Genomic DNA, 16,807 nt, shown 5'->3' with positions numbered 1-16,807 from the left:
GAAAAAGAAACTATAAAAGAGCTCCTAGTGACGTTCAACACGTCAGCTAGGAGCTTCTTTTATGATTCGCTAAAAAGTGGTTTTAAGTGCTTTGATTATTGATTTAATGTATTATATTGACGAATATGATCATTGATACTTTCTAGATAGAAGATTTCATTTTTCTCATCAGCAAGTTCAACATCGTGATCAAATTCTAAATTATCGAAACGTTTAAAGAATGCTTCGTAATCATCAACAGAAATTTCTGTACGGTTATTTAATAAAGCTTTGTGACCTTCGATATCAAGTACATCTTTGAAGCCATCAACAAGTTGGCCACTGAAGAATTCACCAACTGAACCTGAACCGTAACTGAATAAACCGATGCTATCTCCAGCTGATAGGTTTTCATGAGTTTCAAGTAGTGAAATTAAACTTAAATAAAGTGATCCTGTATAGATATTACCAACATAACGATTGTAGTATGTTGCAGCATCATAACCATTAGTTAAACGTTCTTTAGTTTCGTCGTTGATGTCATCTGTTAAGATTGAATCAAGTGCTTTTTTACCCATTTTAGTGAATGGTACATGGAAGCATAATGATGCAAAGTCATCTAGTTGTTTGTTCGTACGACGTGCGTACTCAGACCAACTTTCTTGGAAGGAACGAATGTAAGCATCTTTAGATAATGCACCGTCAACAAGTGGATATGGTTGTCCTGTCGGTCTCCAGAAATCATACACGTCTTCAGTGTATGCTACTGCATCGTCATTTAGTTCAAGTATACGTGGGTTTTGTGATACCATCATAGCAACGGCACCTGCACCTTGTGTAGGTTCGCCTCCTGAATTAAGGCCGTAACGTGCTGTATCACTCGCAATTACAAGTACCTTTTCATCTGGACGCTTTGCGATGTAATCCTTAGCCATTTGAATAGCTGGTGTTGCAGCATAGCAAGCCTCTTTCATTTCAAAGCAACGTGCAAATGGTTGAATACCTAGCAAGTTGTGGATTTGAACTGCTGAAGCTTTGGCTGAATCGATTGCTGATTCTGTAGCAACGATAACCATGCCGATTTGTTTTTTATCGTCTTCTGTAACGATGGATTGAGCTGCATTAGCACCCATCGAAACGATATCTTGGCTCATCGGACTTACAGCCATTTCAGTTTGTCCAATACCGATTAAAAATTTATTTGGATCGACTTGACGTGCTTCGGCTAGTTTCGCCATATCTACATAGAATTTTGGAACGTAAAAATTGATTTGATCAATACCGATTGACATAAGTGTATCGACACCTTTCTGTATATAAATATCATTTGAATCATAACAAAACGTGTAGATAAAATACAATATTTTAATTTTTTAGAAAAAAGGAGTTTGAATATGAATAAAGTAGCTATTGTAAGTGCAAAACGTACCCCTATCGGGAAATTTAGAGGAAAATTAAGAAATTACTCAGCCGTGGAACTCGGTATCCATTCTTTAAAGGCTGCAATGAAAGCGGTTAAATTATCACCAGAACTTGTGGATCAAGTTATCTACGGTAATGTATTACAAGCGGGTAGTGGCCAAAATCCAGCCCGTCAAATTGGTATTAAATCAGGCGTACCGAACACAGCACCTGCAATGACTATCAATGAAGTTTGTGGTTCAGGCTTAAAGTCAATCATTCTAGGTAAACAACTTATTCAACTTGGTGAAGCAAAAGTTGTTGCTGTAGGTGGAATTGAGAGTATGACAAACGCACCTAAACTCGTATTAAGTGAAGATGGCAAACCAGTTCCTAGCTTTATGCATGATGGTTTAACTGACGCATTTTCACAATCACCAATGGGAGATACTGCAGAAGCGGTTGCTGAAAAGTTTAATATTACGCGTGAACAACAAGATGCTTTCGCAAATGAATCACATCATAAAGCGAGTCAAGCTGTAGAAGCAGGGAAATTTGATAATGAAATTGTTCCGTTAGAAGATGCAGATGGTGAACTTATGACAAGCGATGAAGGCATCCGCGGTAACAGTAGCATTGAAAAATTAGGCACTTTAGATACAATCTTTAAAGCTGATGGTACTGTAACTGGTGGTAATGCTTCACCAATCAATGATGGTGCATCTACTGTGATTTTAATGGATGAGGCATACGCGAAAGAAAATGGCTTTGAAAAATTAGGCATCGTAGGCGATTATACAGAAATTGGTTATGATCCAGCGTATATGGGTTACGCACCATATCACGCAGTGTCTCAATTATTAGAAAAAACAAATCAAACAATTGATGATATAGATGTCGTTGAAATGACAGAAGCATTTGCAGCACAAAGTATTCCAGTAAGAGATCATCTGAAACTTGATGAAGATAAGTTGAACTTATATGGCGGCGCAATTGCCCTAGGTCATCCAATCGGAGCTTCTGGTACACGTTTAGTCACAACATTAGTCAACGTGTTATCACAAGAAAATAAACAAAATGGTATAGCAACTGCTTGTATTGGTGGCGGTATGAGTATTGCGTTATCAGTGAGTAAGGGGAATCAATAATGGAGCGCTTAAGTAAGGAGTTTCGTCATAAATCAAGAGCCGATAAATTACAAGAACTAGAAGAGAAATCATGGTTAACTTCAGAGAATAGAGACATGTTACTTAATCATCCTTTAATTCCTGAAGAAATTGCGAATAGCTTAATTGAAAACGTCATCGGTCAAGGTGCACTACCGGTTGGATTATTACCGGAAATTGTTGTCGATGAAAAATCTTATGTCGTTCCAATGATGGTAGAAGAGCCGTCAGTCGTTGCAGCTGCAAGCTATGGTGCTAAACTTGTTAATCAAACAGGTGGTTTCAAAGTTGTTGAAAGTGAACGATTAATGATTGGTCAAATCGTCTTTGATGACGTGGAAGATACAGCTCAATTAGCGAAGACAATTCAAGGCTTAGAACCTAAGATTAAAGAAATAGCCGATGAGGTTTACCCTTCAATCATTAAAAGAGGTGGGGGTTATCGTCGTATTGAAATAGATACGTTCCCAGCTGAACAGTTACTTTCATTAAAAGTATACGTTGATACGAAAGATGCGATGGGTGCGAATATGCTCAATACAATTTTAGAAGGTATTACTGCTTATCTTAAAAATGAACTTGAGCAAGTTGATATTTTAATGAGTATTTTATCCAACCATGCAACTGCATCTGTAGTAAAAGTACAAGGTGAAATAGATGTTGATGCATTGACGAAAAATGGCCGTGATGGTAAGGAAGTAGCGCATCGTATGGAACGTGCTTCTAAATTAGCGCAAGTGGATATTCATCGGGCAGTGACACATAATAAAGGTGTTATGAACGGTATACATGCTGTCGTACTTGCAACAGGAAATGACACTCGCGGCGCTGAAGCAAGTGCACATGCTTATGCAAGTAAAGATGGACAATATAGAGGCATTGCGACGTGGCATTACGATGAACAGCGTCAGAAACTCGTCGGTACAATCGAAGTGCCAATGACATTAGCAACAGTTGGTGGTGGAACTAAAGTATTACCAATTGCACAAGCATCACTCGATTTAATGAACGTCGAATCAGCTCAAGAACTTGGTCACGTTGTAGCTGCAGTTGGTTTAGCTCAAAACTTCTCAGCATGCCGTGCACTTGTCTCTGAAGGTATTCAACAGGGTCATATGCGTTTGCAATATAAATCACTTGCCATCGTTGTCGGTGCGAAAGGTGATGAAATTGTAAAGGTAGCTGATATGTTACAACAGGAACCACGTGCAAATGCACAAGTAGCTGAAACAATACTTAACCAATTACGTTCTGAAAGTAATGAATAAATTCTATAACACTGACTTATAAGAAAGTAATCATATAATAGTTTTGTAAGCGTACGTTTTAAAGAATCTTTTGCTTTTATCAATGTGTTATTAACAAAGGGGAGATCGTTTATGACTCATTCAAATATTCCAGCTTTAACATATAAAGGTGACGCCAATACTGCTGTTCCATTACAAGCACACGAACAACAGCTTCAAACAGTTACCGCTGACCACTGGTTGAAAATTTCTGACGAAGGATTACAACTTGAAGGTTTATGCTTTAATAGAGATGGAGATTTAATACTTTGTGAAGTTTTTGGTGGAAGTGTGTTCCACGTAAAGTTACCTAATAAACGCGTAACGAAATTGTTCCATTCTGAAAAGCAAAATCCAGCTGCAGTTAAAATACACAAGGATGGGCGTTTGTTCGTTTGTTATTTAGGCGATTTCAAGGATTCGGGCGGTATCTTTGCCGTAGATTCGAATGGAGAACACCACGAAGATATTGTTTCTGATGTTGAAACAGAATACTGCGTTGACGACCTTGTATTTGATAGTAAAGGTGGTTTCTACTTTACTGACTTTAGAGGGTACTCTACGAACCCTAAAGGGGGCGTTTACTATGTTGATCCTGAATTCAAATCAGTTTCGCCTGTCATTCAAAACCTTGCTGTAGCCAATGGTGTTGCATTAAGTACAGATGAACGTACGTTGTGGGTGACTGAGACGAATGCGAATCGTTTACATCGCATTGATTTAGAAGAGGATGGGGTAACAATTGAACCATTTGGCGCCTCTATTCCATATTACTTTACAGGGCACGAAGGACCAGATTCATGTTGTATTGATAGTGACGATAATTTATATGTTGCGATGTACGGTCAAGGACGTGTGCTCGTATTTAACAAATACGGTCATCCAATAGGTCAAATATTGTTACCGGGTCGAGATGAAGGTCATATGTTACGTTCGACACATCCGGCATTTATACCAGGAACAGATCAACTTATTATTTGTTCAAATGATATGGATAATGATGGAGATTCATGGTTATTTACTGCAAAAGGCTTTGCGAAAGGTCACAATAGTTATCAATTTCATTAAATGAAGGGACAGCTCAATTCAATTATTAAAATGTGAGTTAGGTATCTCACATTCAGAGGGTGCGACAGAAATCGAATTTTCTAATAGAGATTTTGTAGAACCACCTCGTCGACAAAGAGTCTGAGACATCTATTTATGTCTCAGGCTCTTTTAACTTTAAAAAACAAGATAAGTAGGATCAATCAAACTAACTATTGCGATATATAGTTTTGATTTTAGGTTTATTTTTAATAAAGATTATTTTTGAATGCATAGTGAAATATAACTATTTAAGATGTAAAAAACATTAATAAATTAACAATACACCATTGTAAACGCTTACATATTCGGTTATGATTTATGTAATAAAAGGGAGGCGTTTTATTTTGGGTAAAAAATCAGAAAATTCGGATAAAAATCATAAAACGAAAAAGCCTTTAGGGCTTACTTCAGCATTAGTAACTTTAACAATAATGATTTCAACGATGTTATTTACTGTGGCAGTCCTAGAGAAAGAACCGCATATACCATTGATGATTGGTACAGCTGTAGCAATACTAATTACAATGTTACATGGATATGAATTTAGTGAAGTTGAAGAAATGATGTATAAAGGGATTAGACATGCTTTACCAGCAATCGTGATTATTATTTTAGTAGGTCTTATTATTGGCTCTTGGATTGGGAGTGGCGTCGTAGCTACAATGATTTACTACGGCTTGCAATTAATTGATCCAAGATTTTTCTTAGCTGTAGTTTTAATCTTATGTGGAATCGTGGCTCTGGCGATTGGTAGTAGCTGGTCAACGATGGCTACAGTTGGGGTAGCATCGATGGGTATAGGCATAAGTATGGGTATTTCACCTGGGATGGTAGCAGGTGCAGTTATTTGTGGGTCTTATTTTGGAGATAAAATGAGTCCATTATCAGATACGACAAACTTAGCTTCAGGTCTCACAGATGTTGATTTATTTGAGCATATTAAACACATGTTCTATACAACGATTCCTGCATTAATTATTGCGGTAGTAGCATTCTTCTTTATGGGCTTACAATTTGGTGGTAAACATTTTGATACTAAGAAAGTCGAAGGTATCTTAACTACAATGCAAGATAATTTCACGATTTCACCGTGGTTATTACTTATTCCGTTAATCGTAATTTTACTTGTAGTCGTTAAAGTACCTGCGATTCCAGCCATTTGTGTCGGTATTATCCTCGGATTTTTTGCACAAATCTTTGTGCAAGGAGATAGTCTAACTGATGCTCTAACGGCACTTCAAACAGGATATAAAATAGATTCAGGAAATAAAATGGTTGATGAATTGTTTACACGTGGTGGGCTTGAATCAATGTTCTATACTATTTCATTAACGTTGGTAGCAATGACGTTTGGTGGAGTATTAGAATACTCAGGAATGCTTTCTGCACTTATAAATGTCATTTTAAAATTTGCAAAATCAACAGGATCGCTTATTGCTTCAGTAATTGTGTCATGTATAGGTACTAACTTTACTTGTTCAGAACAATACATATCGATTATTGTTCCATCAAGAATGTACGCGAGTACTTTTAAAGAAAAGAATTTACATCCTAAAAATTTATCTCGAGCTTTAGAAGACGGTGGTACGTTAACTTCAGTGTTTGTACCTTGGAACACATGTGGTGTATTTATCGCATCGACTTTAGGTGTATCCGTAATGGAATACGCGCCGTTTGCAATTGTTAACTATTTAGTACCAATAATTTCTATTATATACGCTTATATTGGTTTTAAAATTGTAAAATTAAACGATGATAGAGACACTTCTTTAAAAGAAAAACCATTAAGCCAAAGTAAACCGGTTTAATTTACAACAATAAATTTTATATCTAATGAATTAAAACCAGGACGACAGGGTTCGTTTAGTCAAATTTTGCACTGAGAGTTGTTTTGACTTAAACCTTGTTGTCTTGGTTATTTTTGTTATAGATAAGAATATTGAAAATTTCTCATTTTAACGTATACTATTGGTTATATGAGTAGATTAAGTAAGGGAGAATGTCGATGGATATCAAACATATGCAATACTTTGTTGAAGTGGTTAACCAAAAAGGGATGACGAATGCATCTAAATCATTATATATTGCCCAACCGACGATTAGTAAAGCGATTAAAGATTTAGAAGAAGAGCTAGACATTGTATTATTTGATCGGAGTAAACGCCAACTTGTCTTAACAGATGCGGGTAGAATATTTTATCAAAAATGTAAGGAAATACTAACCTTGTATAAAGATTTACCGAAAGAAATAAATAGTTTGCTTGGGTTAGAAACAGGACATATTAGCATAGGTTTATCAGCGGTTATGAATATGAACAAATTTATTCATATACTAGGTGAATTTCATCAAAAATATCCAGACGTCACTTACAATCTAGTTGAAAATGGTGGAAAAATGATTGAAACCCAATTAATTAATGATGAAATTGATATTGGTATAACAACTTTGCCCGTAGATCAAACGATTTTCCATTCTATCCCTCTTTACCAAGAAGAGTTAAAACTCATTGTCAATCCAGAGCACCACTTAGCGAAATATGATGAAATTGACATGCATATGTTGAAGGACGAAGACTTTATTCTATTTAATGAAGACTTTTATTTGAATGATAAAATTATTGAAACAGCGAAAAATTCTGGTTTTGTGCCTAATACTATTTCTAAAATATCTCAATGGAACTTCATAGAAAATTTATTAAATGCCCATTTAGGTGTCAGTATCTTACCTGAAAATATTGTTTCGATGTTGGATCAGAACTTTAAAAACATTAAAATTAATAATTCCTCAATGCGTTGGGAATTAGGTGTGATTTGGAAGAAAGATAAATATTTAAGTTACGCAACGAGACAATGGATTGATTTTTTAAAAGCAAGATTATAACCGTTGTGATTTTGTGTTGGCTATAAGAATATTTAATAGAAGAAAATGGCAATACTTAGACATTTTAGGATGATATGATCTAGCACCACGATGAAGTTTGGATTCATCGATTTCATTAACATGTCGTGACATATCATTTGTGGGTATAAGAACTTAAGTTTCCATTGGTAGTGTAAGTTGAGTCATTTTATATTCTTTATACATAAGGCATCTAGTTAATTTAGTTTATTTGTGGTTATTAAATTATACCTAAGGGCCTTATTTTTAAAGTATTTTAATGTAAAATTACATATAAATGTGAAGTGTTTTGGCGAGACTCTTGAGGGAACTGGACAAGCTGAAAACTACGGGCTGAAGCTGTCCCCTAAGAAAGCGAGCCAACAATACGAAGTGTAGTATAAAAAAGAAGCACTCAGATGAATTGAATTAAATCATCTGAGTGCTATTTTTCTGGGATTTATGTCCCAGTCATTTTTAAGTTTGTCACTCAAGGACTTTTTGCGGTTATTTGATTAGTTGTAATAAATGAGGGATCGAAATCCTATGTATAATAAAATATAATATATTTCAATGTATTGAAACGTTTTCATAGATAAAAGTAATGGGTTATATTGAAAATATATATTTTTATTATAAAAGTTCGTGTTTTATACTAGTTGATGTGATAAAACAACAGCAAATGCGAACTCTTATAAAAGGGATGATGCGAATGCAACTCGTTCAAAAGGCAGTGAGAGTCATTATACAAGCTGCAATCATAATGTGCATTACGTATGTAGGTAATGTTTTGCAGCAGTTTTTCCATATACCTATTGCAGGCAGTATTGTAGGATTAATTTTGTTTTTCGTTCTTTTACAATTAAAAGTAATCCCGCCTAAATGGATTGACGAAGGTGCTAATTTCTTCTTAACGACGATGGTTTTTTTCTTTATTCCATCGGTAGTAGGGGTAATGGACATATTTTCAGAAATTAATATGAACTTCATCTTATTCTTTTCTATGATATTAATCGGAACTTGTTGTGTAGCTTTATTATCAGGTTTCATTGCGGATAAGATGGTTTGTAAATGGAAATATGGGAATGGTGACAGTTAAATGATAATATTTCAATCTATAATTATGATTCTATTAACGATTATCATGTATGTTGTCGCCAAGAAATTACAAGAAAAATTCAAAAGTCCATTTCTCAACCCTGCACTTATTTCCGCAATAGGCATCATCGTGATTTTATTATTTTCCCATAAAAATTATCACGATTATATGGTCGGTGGAAAATGGATTAATCAATTATTGAGCTGTACAGTGGTATGTTTAGCATATCCTTTATACCAAAATCGTCATAAAATATTAGCTTATTCAAAGGTAATATTTACGAGCGTTTGTTCAGCTGTAATTATGAATTTCTTATTCGTGTATATAGTATTGAAGTTATTTGGCTATTCAAAAGAGGTTATAGTAACAATGTTACCGCGTTCTATTACAGCTGCAGTTGGAATTGAAGTTTCGCATCAATTAGGTGGAACGGATACTCTGACTGTCATGTTTATTATTACGACAGGGCTTGTAGGTAGCATAGCGGGTTCCTATTTATTGAGGATAGGACGCTTTGAAACTTCAATTGCCAAGGGATTAACATACGGCAATGCTTCACATGCATTTGGTACAGCGCGTGCACTCGAAATTGATTTAGAATCAGGTGCTTATAGTTCCATTGGTATGATACTCACTGCAGTCTTAAGTTCAATCTTTTTACCGATACTTATCCTTATTTTATATTAATAAGCAAATCGTTGTTTTGATTCAAAATAGAATGGTATTTATAATTATGATGTTATACTAAAATTATTGAAATTTGAAAGGGGCTATTTTAACGATGGCAAAGATTAAGGCAAATTATGCATTAGTTAAAGCTTTAGAAGCATGGGATATTGATCACTTATATGGTATTCCAGGTGACTCTATTGATGCGGTAGTCGATAGTTTAAGAACAGTAAGAGATAGTTTTGACTTCGTACATGTACGTCACGAAGAAGTTGCAAGTTTAGCAGCAGCAAGTTATACAAAATTAACTGGTAAAATCGGAGTAGCGTTAAGTATCGGCGGACCAGGTGTTGTTCATTTATTAAACGGTATGTACGACGCAAAATTAGATAATGTACCACAACTTATTTTAGCAGGACAAACTGATAGTACAGCACTAGGTACAAAAGCTTTCCAAGAAACTGATATTCCTAAAATGGTACAAGACGTTGCAGTTTATAGCCATCAAATTTCTGAAAATGATAAAGATATTTACGGTATTGTAAATGAAGCAATTCACACAGCTTACGAGAAAAAAGGTGTATCTGTACTGATCTTACCGAACGACTTATTATCAAGAAAAGTAAAAGATACAACAAATAAAGCAGTTGATACTGCACCACCAGCACGTGTAATTCCAAAACCACGTAGCATTAGAAAAGCAACTAAATTAATTAACAAGAGTAAACGCCCAGTTATGTTACTTGGATTAGGAGCTAAAAAAGCTTCTGACGAAGTACGTGAATTTATTGAAGCGGCTAAAATCCCTACAATTATCACACTTCCAGCGAAAGGAATCTTACCTGATTCACATCCTTACAATCTAGGTAACTTAGGTAAAATTGGTACAAAAACATCTTATCAAACAATCCAAGATGCAGATTTACTCATCATGGTAGGTACAAACTATCCATATGTAGATTATCTACCTAAGAAAAATATTAAAGCGATTCAAATAGATAATAATGAAGAAAATATTGGACACCGTTTCGACATTAATGTAGGTATCCACAGTGATAGTAAATTAGCTTTACAACAATTAACTGATTCAGTTAAACATGTTTCAAATCGTGACTTCCTAAACAAAACATTAGAAAGAAAAGCAACGTGGGATTCATGGATGGCAGAAGACATGCAAAATGAAAGCTCACCAATTCGTCCAGAACGTTTAATGGATTCAATCAACCAAGTGAGAAAAGACGATGCGATCTTCTCAATCGACGTTGGCACTTCAACAGTATGGTCAACACGTTATTTAAACCTAACTGTTAACAATAGATTTATCATTTCAAGTTGGTTAGGTACAATGGGCTGTGCTTTACCAGGTGCAATCGCAGCTAAACGTGCATATCCAAACCGTCAAGTTGTAGGTATTGCCGGCGACGGTGCATTCCAAATGGTAATGCAAGACTTCGCAACTGCAGTACAATACGATTTACCAATGACAATTTTCGTATTAAACAACGAACAATTATCATTTATCAAGTATGAGCAACAAGCAGCAGGTGAATTAGAATACGCAATTGACTTCACTGATATGGACTTAGCTAAATTTGCTGAAAGCTGTGGCGGTGTAGGTTACACATTAAAAGATCCAAGCAGAATCGACGAAGTAGTTGAAGAAGCAATGGCTCAAAATAGACCTACAATCGTTAATGTTTATGTAGACCCAACAGCTGCTCCATTACCAGGTAAAATCGTTAAAGACGAAGCGATGAACTATGGTAAATGGGCTTACCGTTCAATCACTGAAGATAAGAAATTAGACTTTGATGAAATCCCACCAATGTCAACTGCAATTAGAAGATTCTTCTAAGATATAGATTTAATGATTATACTACCTTCGAAGCACATCATGTGTGTTTCGAAGGTTTTTTTATGTTCAAAATAATAGAATTATACTCGATTAATAGTTTAATTAGAAATTTATTTTTCTGAAAAATCTGAAAAGTAGTTGAGTTCGTTTCAAGGAAAGTGTAAGTTATAAAAAAGAATACTTTTGAGAATGTAATAAATTTTGTATAAAGCAAGAACCTAGGGGAGAGGGTTAACTATGATAAAAGAGAAAATGAATAAACTGAATTTAAAAATGCCTCACACATATGCTTTATTATTAATCATTATTAGTCTTGCGGCGTTAATGACCTATTTAATTCCTGCTGGGGAGTATAAGCGTCAAAAGAAAGAAGGCGAAACGCAAGTTGTGTCAGGTACATATCATCACATTGAGCAACATGGTGCACATTTTTTAGATATATTTCGTGCCTTTCCAGAAGGTCTTATTTCAGGTGGAGAAATTGTGTTTTATATCTTTTTAGTTGGTGGTGCTTTTGGAATTGTACATAAAACAGGTGCATTTGAAAATGGTGTGAATAAAATGATGCAAGTCCTAGGAGCATATAAAGTATTAATGATTCCAATAACGATGATTATTTTTTCAATATTAGGCTTTTCCATTGGTTTGGCTGAAGAAACAATAATATTTGTGCCTATCGGTATTATTATTGCACGTAGTTTAGGATATGATGCGATGACTGGTACAGCGATGATTATACTAGGAGCAGCGAGTGGCTTTCTCGGAGGGATGTTGAATCCATTCACTGTCGGTGTTGCTCAAACAGTTGCCGAGTTACCGATGTTTTCTGGTTGGGGATTACGCTCTATCATCTATATCTTTATATTAATTGCGGCTATTTCAACGGTTATGCTATATGCACGTAGTATCAAACATGATAAGACAAAAAGTATTGTATACGAATTAGAACAAAAAGAACGTGCAGACGTTGAAACGCAATCTACATTAAATTTTAGCAAAAGACAATTAAGTTGTTTAATTGTGATTGTCCTTACGATTGTTTTCAATATCTTTGGCATATTTATGTATGGGTGGTCATTTAATCAGATGAGCGCTAATTTCGTTCTCGCCGGTATTATTGCAGGCATCATTGGTGGGTTAGGATTAAATGGTACATTTGATGCCATGATTGAGGGTATGAGAGATATTTTATTCGGTGCAATGGTTGTAGGTTTTGCTAAAGGTATAGTAGTTATATTAGAAGATGGGAAAGTCATTGATACGATTGTGCACAGTATGGCAATGTTATTAGAAAGTGTGCCAGCTTCAATCGTGATTATCTTAATGTTTGGGTTACAATTTCTATTGAATTTCTTTATCCCTTCAGGTTCAGGACAAGCCTTAACAACGATGCCGATTATGGTACCGATATCGGATTTATTAAATATTAACCGTCAACTCACAGTCCTCGCATTTCAATATGGAGATGCGATTAGTAACGTGTTATTCCCAACATCTGCCATCTTAATGGGAACGTTAGCTGTTGCAAAAATTAGCTATACACAATGGCTTAAGTTTGTATGGAAACTGCTCATCGTTTGGGTTATTATTTGTTGCTTAGGTATGTCAATTGCTTTAATTATAGGATATTAATACATTTTGGTGAGGAACATCTATATCAAAAATCGTTTGCAGTAAATCATTTTCGTTAATTATGAAATTATTGCTTAATTTTTAAAATGTTACACATATTTAAATGCGATTGTAACTTTTGATTTAATGGTATAGGTGTTCTTTTTATATGAGTAAGTTATAATATAACTGGATAGTAATTAAAGTGGTATAGCGTATTAAATGAGTAGGAATTAGTTGTGATTTGCACTTCAAACAATAGATTAACTTATAAAAAATACATGACCATTCTGAATATTACTATCCAAAGGCCATGTATGATGTGAAACTGTATGATTTATATCAGTCATTTGAACTGAATTCGAAGGTTTCTCCTGATTTGGCAATTCTTCTGAGTTCGGTGAAGTATGCGTCGTGTTAGAAGCTTCACTGTTATTTAGAAGCTCACGATCGTGTAAATAACCCCCATCAAGGACAGCACCTTTCATATCATTTCCTTGCAAACTACCAATGAGAATCATCAATAAGTATCCAGTACAGAGGATTAATACAATTGCAAGGTAAATTGAAACAACTAGTTTAACTTGTTTACTCATGTTCTGCCTCCTAAATAGGTCGTAAGGAAAGTATTATAAATAAGTTAACATTTAAGTTTTAATATGTTGTAAAGATGCAGTAAATTTTTTGTTTTTATGAATATATTAAAGTTTGGAAGGAGGAAATATAAATTTATTAAATATACATATAAAATCTCTTACATATTTATTAATGTATAAGTCTGATTTTCAGGGGTTTTAAGGTTAGGTAAGTGTAATTAGACACACTTTGTAAATCTAAGTTTACAAAAAGTTAATAAAAAACTAAAACTTTTAAAACCAAATCAATAACAACATGATAGCATTACACTATTAGAAGGTGGGGTCTATTTATTTAGTCCCAAAAACCTTTCAAATAAACGCATATTTGTGTGTTTTGAAACTTTTATTTTAGACTACATATTGTTTTGTAAAACTGAATATAAAATGTAAATACGTTGATGAAAAGAGGGAAAACATTGCCACTTATCATAATTTGTGTAGGACTTATTCTATGGTTAGGCATTATTGAGAAGAGAAGACACGCTAACCGATTAGAGAGAATTCCTATTCGTATAAATATAAATGGTATTAGAGGAAAATCAACAATTACCAGATTGATTTACAGTATCTTGCGTGAAGATCAGTATCGTGTTATTGGCAAAACTACAGGTACTGATGCAAGAATGTTATATTGGTTCACGCCAAGAGAATATCCGGTATACAGAAAACCTCAAGGTGCTAATATTGGCGAACAAAGAGATATCGTTCGTAAAGTTGTAAAACAAAAAGGAAACGCCTTAGTAAATGAATGTATGGCGGTTAATCCAGATTATCAAATTACCTTCCAGAAAGAATTGGTTAAAGCCAATATTGGCGTTATCGTCAACGTGATGGAAGACCATATGGATGTTTTAGGTCCAACATTAGATGAAGTTGCTCAAGCCTTTAAAGCGACAATTCCGTATAAAGGACATTTAATTGTAATGAAAGATGATTATACGGATTATTTCGCTAAAGTAGCCAAGCGACGTAAGACTAAACTTATCGTTGTCGATAAAGATGATGTACCAGAATCATTCTTAAGAAAATTTGATTACATTGTCTTTCCTGATAATGTTGCAATCGCTATGGGGGTTGCAGAAGCATTAGATATAGATAGAGATACAGCATTACGTGGTATGTTAAACGCGCCACCAGATGTCGGTGCGGTTGAAGTTAAATACTTCAATGCAAACAATACTACGAATGTTTATGTTAATGCTTTTGCAGCTAACGAGCCTCAATCCACAAAGGCAATATTAAACAAAGTTGAGTCATACAACTATCCTTATCAGAAGAAAGTCATTGTATTAAACTGTCGTTCAGACAGGATTGATAGAACAAGACAATTCGTTGAAGACTTTGTTAAAGATGTTGAATTTGATACATTGATTTGTACTGGAAAGAGTACGCAATTAGTTACACAAGTCATGAATGAATTACCAGAAAAAAGATATTTGAATTTCGAAGGCAAAAACATCAAAGCTGTTCAAGAAGCTTTATATGAAGAGTCACAAAACGCATTAATCTTTTGTGTAGGTAATATTCACGGGCCAGGTAAAGAAATAGCGCAATATATAGAAGGGATCAAATAATATGATAGGTTCAGAGTTATATTTTTCATTATTTGTAGGCATCGTACTTAGTTTAATCTTTGCTGAAAAGTTCGGTATTAGTCCAGCAGGTCTTGTTGTACCTGGGTATTTAGCATTAATTTTCGACCAACCAGTTATGTTATTATCCGTACTTATCATAAGCTGTATTACATATTTCATTGTTAATCACGGCGTAAGTAAATTCGTCATTTTATATGGACGTAGGAAATTCGCTGCAATGATACTTACGGGTATGGTTTTGAAATTTATATTCGACCTCATTTATCCACTCACGCCATTTGAAATGGTTGAGATGTCAGGTATCGGGGTTGTTATTCCAGGAATCATCGCTAATACGATTCAAAAACAAGGTGTTATTATCACTTTATCTACATGTATGTTATTAACATGTATTACTTACGTCATCTTATTCTTTTATAGCTTTATCAATTAGTAAGGAGTATGAAAATGAAGCAATCTAAACGATTATCCATAGATGAACGTGTTCTAAAATGGACAAAACGGCATAAAAAGAGAAATTCTCTTTATACAGGTATTATCTTAATAGTGGCCATTGTACTGATTGTGTTTGTGATGTCATCAGAAAAAATACAACCGGTTAAAGCTATGAGTAAAGCGCAAGGCGATATAAGAATGACGTATTTAGGCAACATTGAATTGAATAAACATATTCGAAAAAATAATATACACAAATCATTCAGTGCAGTTTCAGATATTTTAAAAGGAAGCGATTTTTCTACTGCTAGTTTGAATTATTCTAAGTTCTCTAAAAATAAGAAGAAAGATATCAATTCAAATATAGAAAACGTTATGTTTTTAAAAGATTTGAACATAAAGAGTTTAAATATTATAAACCAAGTTACAGACAATATCACAGCTAGAGATTTCGGTAGGGCAGTTGATGCTCAAGTTGGCGAAAATTATTTAACTGGTAACGGGTCAAATCCTATTAACAGTAAAACTGTACAACAAACAGTTAAGAATAAGAAAGTCGCTAATGTTTCATTTACTGATGTAGAATCTGATTACACAGATCCATTGAAAAATACTACTTCAATTAGTTTAGAACCAAGAATATTTATTCCATTGGTTAAGAAATTGAAAGAAAATAATGATTTCGTGGTTGTAAATGTTGATTGGGGTATTACAGATGAAAGAAACGTAACAACAAGACAAAGAGAATATGCACATGCACTTGCTGATGCTGGCGCAGATGTCATTATTGGTCACAACAGTGTACCACAACAAATAGAACACTATAAAAACACAGACATCTTCTATAGTTTAGGTAACGTGACGTCTGAAGGTTTCCTTTCTAAGAAAAAACATGGATTAGCAGTTCAGCAGAATTGGAAAGGAAAACATTCTAAATTCATGATAACGCCAATTAAGTCACAGTCAGGTCAAATTACTGCAGATAAACCAAATAAAGTTGAAGAAATTAAGCTATTGAATAATCTTGAAAGTAAAAGCGTTAACCTTAAAAAAGAGAATGGAGGTTATGTATATGAAAATTAAACAAAATTGGGTAGGCATAACAG

At 34.4% G+C, this 16,807-nt stretch carries 14 protein-coding genes; 12 read left to right on the top strand and 2 right to left on the bottom strand.

Annotation, left to right across the window (positions count from 1 at the left end; genetic code table 11):
* Positions 1–95: 95 nt before the first annotated feature.
* The gene (locus tag QQM35_RS02010; RefSeq protein ID WP_251517349.1) at positions 96–1,271 is read right to left on the bottom strand and encodes a hydroxymethylglutaryl-CoA synthase; all 1,176 of its coding nucleotides are present in this window, start codon (positions 1,269–1,271) and stop codon (positions 96–98) included.
* A 102-nt stretch (positions 1,272–1,373) separates the two neighbouring features.
* Between QQM35_RS02010 and QQM35_RS02005 the strand changes: the two genes are divergently transcribed.
* From QQM35_RS02005 to QQM35_RS01965, 9 genes are all read left to right on the top strand, one after another.
* Entirely contained in the window at positions 1,374–2,528 is a 1,155-nt protein-coding gene (locus QQM35_RS02005; protein ID WP_251517351.1) for a thiolase family protein, read from the top strand.
* Positions 2,528–3,814 (top strand): hydroxymethylglutaryl-CoA reductase, degradative, encoded by a 1,287-nt coding sequence (locus QQM35_RS02000; protein WP_251517353.1) that lies wholly within the window; start codon positions 2,528–2,530, stop codon positions 3,812–3,814. Before QQM35_RS02005 ends, QQM35_RS02000 begins: the two co-directional genes overlap by 1 nt.
* Before the next feature lie 111 nt (positions 3,815–3,925).
* A complete protein-coding gene (locus QQM35_RS01995; protein WP_251517355.1) occupies positions 3,926–4,900 on the top strand; it encodes an SMP-30/gluconolactonase/LRE family protein in 975 nt (324 codons plus the stop codon).
* A gap of 332 nt (positions 4,901–5,232) precedes the next feature.
* Positions 5,233–6,729, top strand: coding sequence for a Na+/H+ antiporter NhaC (gene nhaC / locus QQM35_RS01990; RefSeq protein ID WP_418129029.1), 1,497 nt, complete (start codon positions 5,233–5,235; stop codon positions 6,727–6,729).
* Positions 6,730–6,926: 197 nt separating this feature from the next.
* Complete coding sequence (gene cidR, locus QQM35_RS01985; RefSeq protein ID WP_251517359.1) at positions 6,927–7,802, top strand: cidABC operon transcriptional activator CidR; 876 nt, start codon at positions 6,927–6,929, stop codon at positions 7,800–7,802.
* A gap of 709 nt (positions 7,803–8,511) precedes the next feature.
* Positions 8,512–8,898, top strand: coding sequence for a CidA/LrgA family protein (locus QQM35_RS01980; RefSeq protein WP_251517361.1), 387 nt, complete (start codon positions 8,512–8,514; stop codon positions 8,896–8,898).
* The gene (locus tag QQM35_RS01975) at positions 8,899–9,585 is read left to right on the top strand and encodes an LrgB family protein (RefSeq protein WP_251517363.1); all 687 of its coding nucleotides are present in this window, start codon (positions 8,899–8,901) and stop codon (positions 9,583–9,585) included.
* A 94-nt stretch (positions 9,586–9,679) separates the two neighbouring features.
* Entirely contained in the window at positions 9,680–11,422 is a 1,743-nt protein-coding gene (locus tag QQM35_RS01970) for a pyruvate oxidase (protein WP_251517365.1), read from the top strand.
* Positions 11,423–11,659: 237 nt separating this feature from the next.
* Positions 11,660–13,054, top strand: a complete 1,395-nt coding sequence (locus QQM35_RS01965; protein ID WP_251517367.1) for a YfcC family protein — start codon at positions 11,660–11,662, stop codon at positions 13,052–13,054.
* Positions 13,055–13,296: 242 nt separating this feature from the next.
* Here QQM35_RS01965 and QQM35_RS01960 read toward each other — a convergent pair whose 3' ends face one another.
* Positions 13,297–13,629, bottom strand: a complete 333-nt coding sequence (locus tag QQM35_RS01960; protein WP_251517369.1) for a hypothetical protein — start codon at positions 13,627–13,629, stop codon at positions 13,297–13,299.
* A gap of 458 nt (positions 13,630–14,087) precedes the next feature.
* On the opposite strand from QQM35_RS01960, the gene pgsB reads away from it, so the two are divergent.
* The 3 genes from pgsB to QQM35_RS01945 are packed head-to-tail and all read left to right on the top strand — an operon-like array spanning position 14,088 to position 16,784.
* Positions 14,088–15,245 carry a poly-gamma-glutamate synthase PgsB gene (gene pgsB / locus QQM35_RS01955; RefSeq protein WP_251517371.1) on the top strand — a complete coding sequence of 386 codons (1,158 nt, stop codon included), beginning with the start codon at positions 14,088–14,090 and terminating at the stop codon, positions 15,243–15,245.
* A gap of 1 nt (position 15,246) precedes the next feature.
* The gene (gene pgsC / locus QQM35_RS01950; protein ID WP_251517373.1) at positions 15,247–15,699 is read left to right on the top strand and encodes a poly-gamma-glutamate biosynthesis protein PgsC; all 453 of its coding nucleotides are present in this window, start codon (positions 15,247–15,249) and stop codon (positions 15,697–15,699) included.
* Positions 15,700–15,713: 14 nt separating this feature from the next.
* Entirely contained in the window at positions 15,714–16,784 is a 1,071-nt protein-coding gene (locus QQM35_RS01945; protein WP_251517375.1) for a CapA family protein, read from the top strand.
* Positions 16,785–16,807 lie beyond the last annotated feature (23 nt).

Source organism: Staphylococcus hsinchuensis (assembly GCF_038789205.1).
Lineage (GTDB): Bacteria > Bacillota > Bacilli > Staphylococcales > Staphylococcaceae > Staphylococcus > Staphylococcus hsinchuensis.
The sequence above is the reverse complement of the archived record's forward strand: the minus strand, read 5'-3'. Positions and strand labels throughout refer to the sequence as shown.

What these genes read in the sequence shown, in the direction of transcription:
- QQM35_RS02010 (WP_251517349.1), bottom strand. Translation starts at nt 1,271, where the DNA reads ATGTCAATCGGTATTGATCAAATCAATTTTTACGTTCCAAAATTCTAT.
- QQM35_RS02005 (WP_251517351.1), top strand. Translation starts at nt 1,374, where the DNA reads ATGAATAAAGTAGCTATTGTAAGTGCAAAACGTACCCCTATCGGGAAA.
- QQM35_RS02000 (WP_251517353.1), top strand. Translation starts at nt 2,528, where the DNA reads ATGGAGCGCTTAAGTAAGGAGTTTCGTCATAAATCAAGAGCCGATAAA.
- QQM35_RS01995 (WP_251517355.1), top strand. Translation starts at nt 3,926, where the DNA reads ATGACTCATTCAAATATTCCAGCTTTAACATATAAAGGTGACGCCAAT.
- nhaC (WP_418129029.1), top strand. Translation starts at nt 5,233, where the DNA reads ATGATTTATGTAATAAAAGGGAGGCGTTTTATTTTGGGTAAAAAATCA.
- cidR (WP_251517359.1), top strand. Translation starts at nt 6,927, where the DNA reads ATGGATATCAAACATATGCAATACTTTGTTGAAGTGGTTAACCAAAAA.
- QQM35_RS01980 (WP_251517361.1), top strand. Translation starts at nt 8,512, where the DNA reads ATGCAACTCGTTCAAAAGGCAGTGAGAGTCATTATACAAGCTGCAATC.
- QQM35_RS01975 (WP_251517363.1), top strand. Translation starts at nt 8,899, where the DNA reads ATGATAATATTTCAATCTATAATTATGATTCTATTAACGATTATCATG.
- QQM35_RS01970 (WP_251517365.1), top strand. Translation starts at nt 9,680, where the DNA reads ATGGCAAAGATTAAGGCAAATTATGCATTAGTTAAAGCTTTAGAAGCA.
- QQM35_RS01965 (WP_251517367.1), top strand. Translation starts at nt 11,660, where the DNA reads ATGATAAAAGAGAAAATGAATAAACTGAATTTAAAAATGCCTCACACA.
- QQM35_RS01960 (WP_251517369.1), bottom strand. Translation starts at nt 13,629, where the DNA reads ATGAGTAAACAAGTTAAACTAGTTGTTTCAATTTACCTTGCAATTGTA.
- pgsC (WP_251517373.1), top strand. Translation starts at nt 15,247, where the DNA reads ATGATAGGTTCAGAGTTATATTTTTCATTATTTGTAGGCATCGTACTT.
- QQM35_RS01945 (WP_251517375.1), top strand. Translation starts at nt 15,714, where the DNA reads ATGAAGCAATCTAAACGATTATCCATAGATGAACGTGTTCTAAAATGG.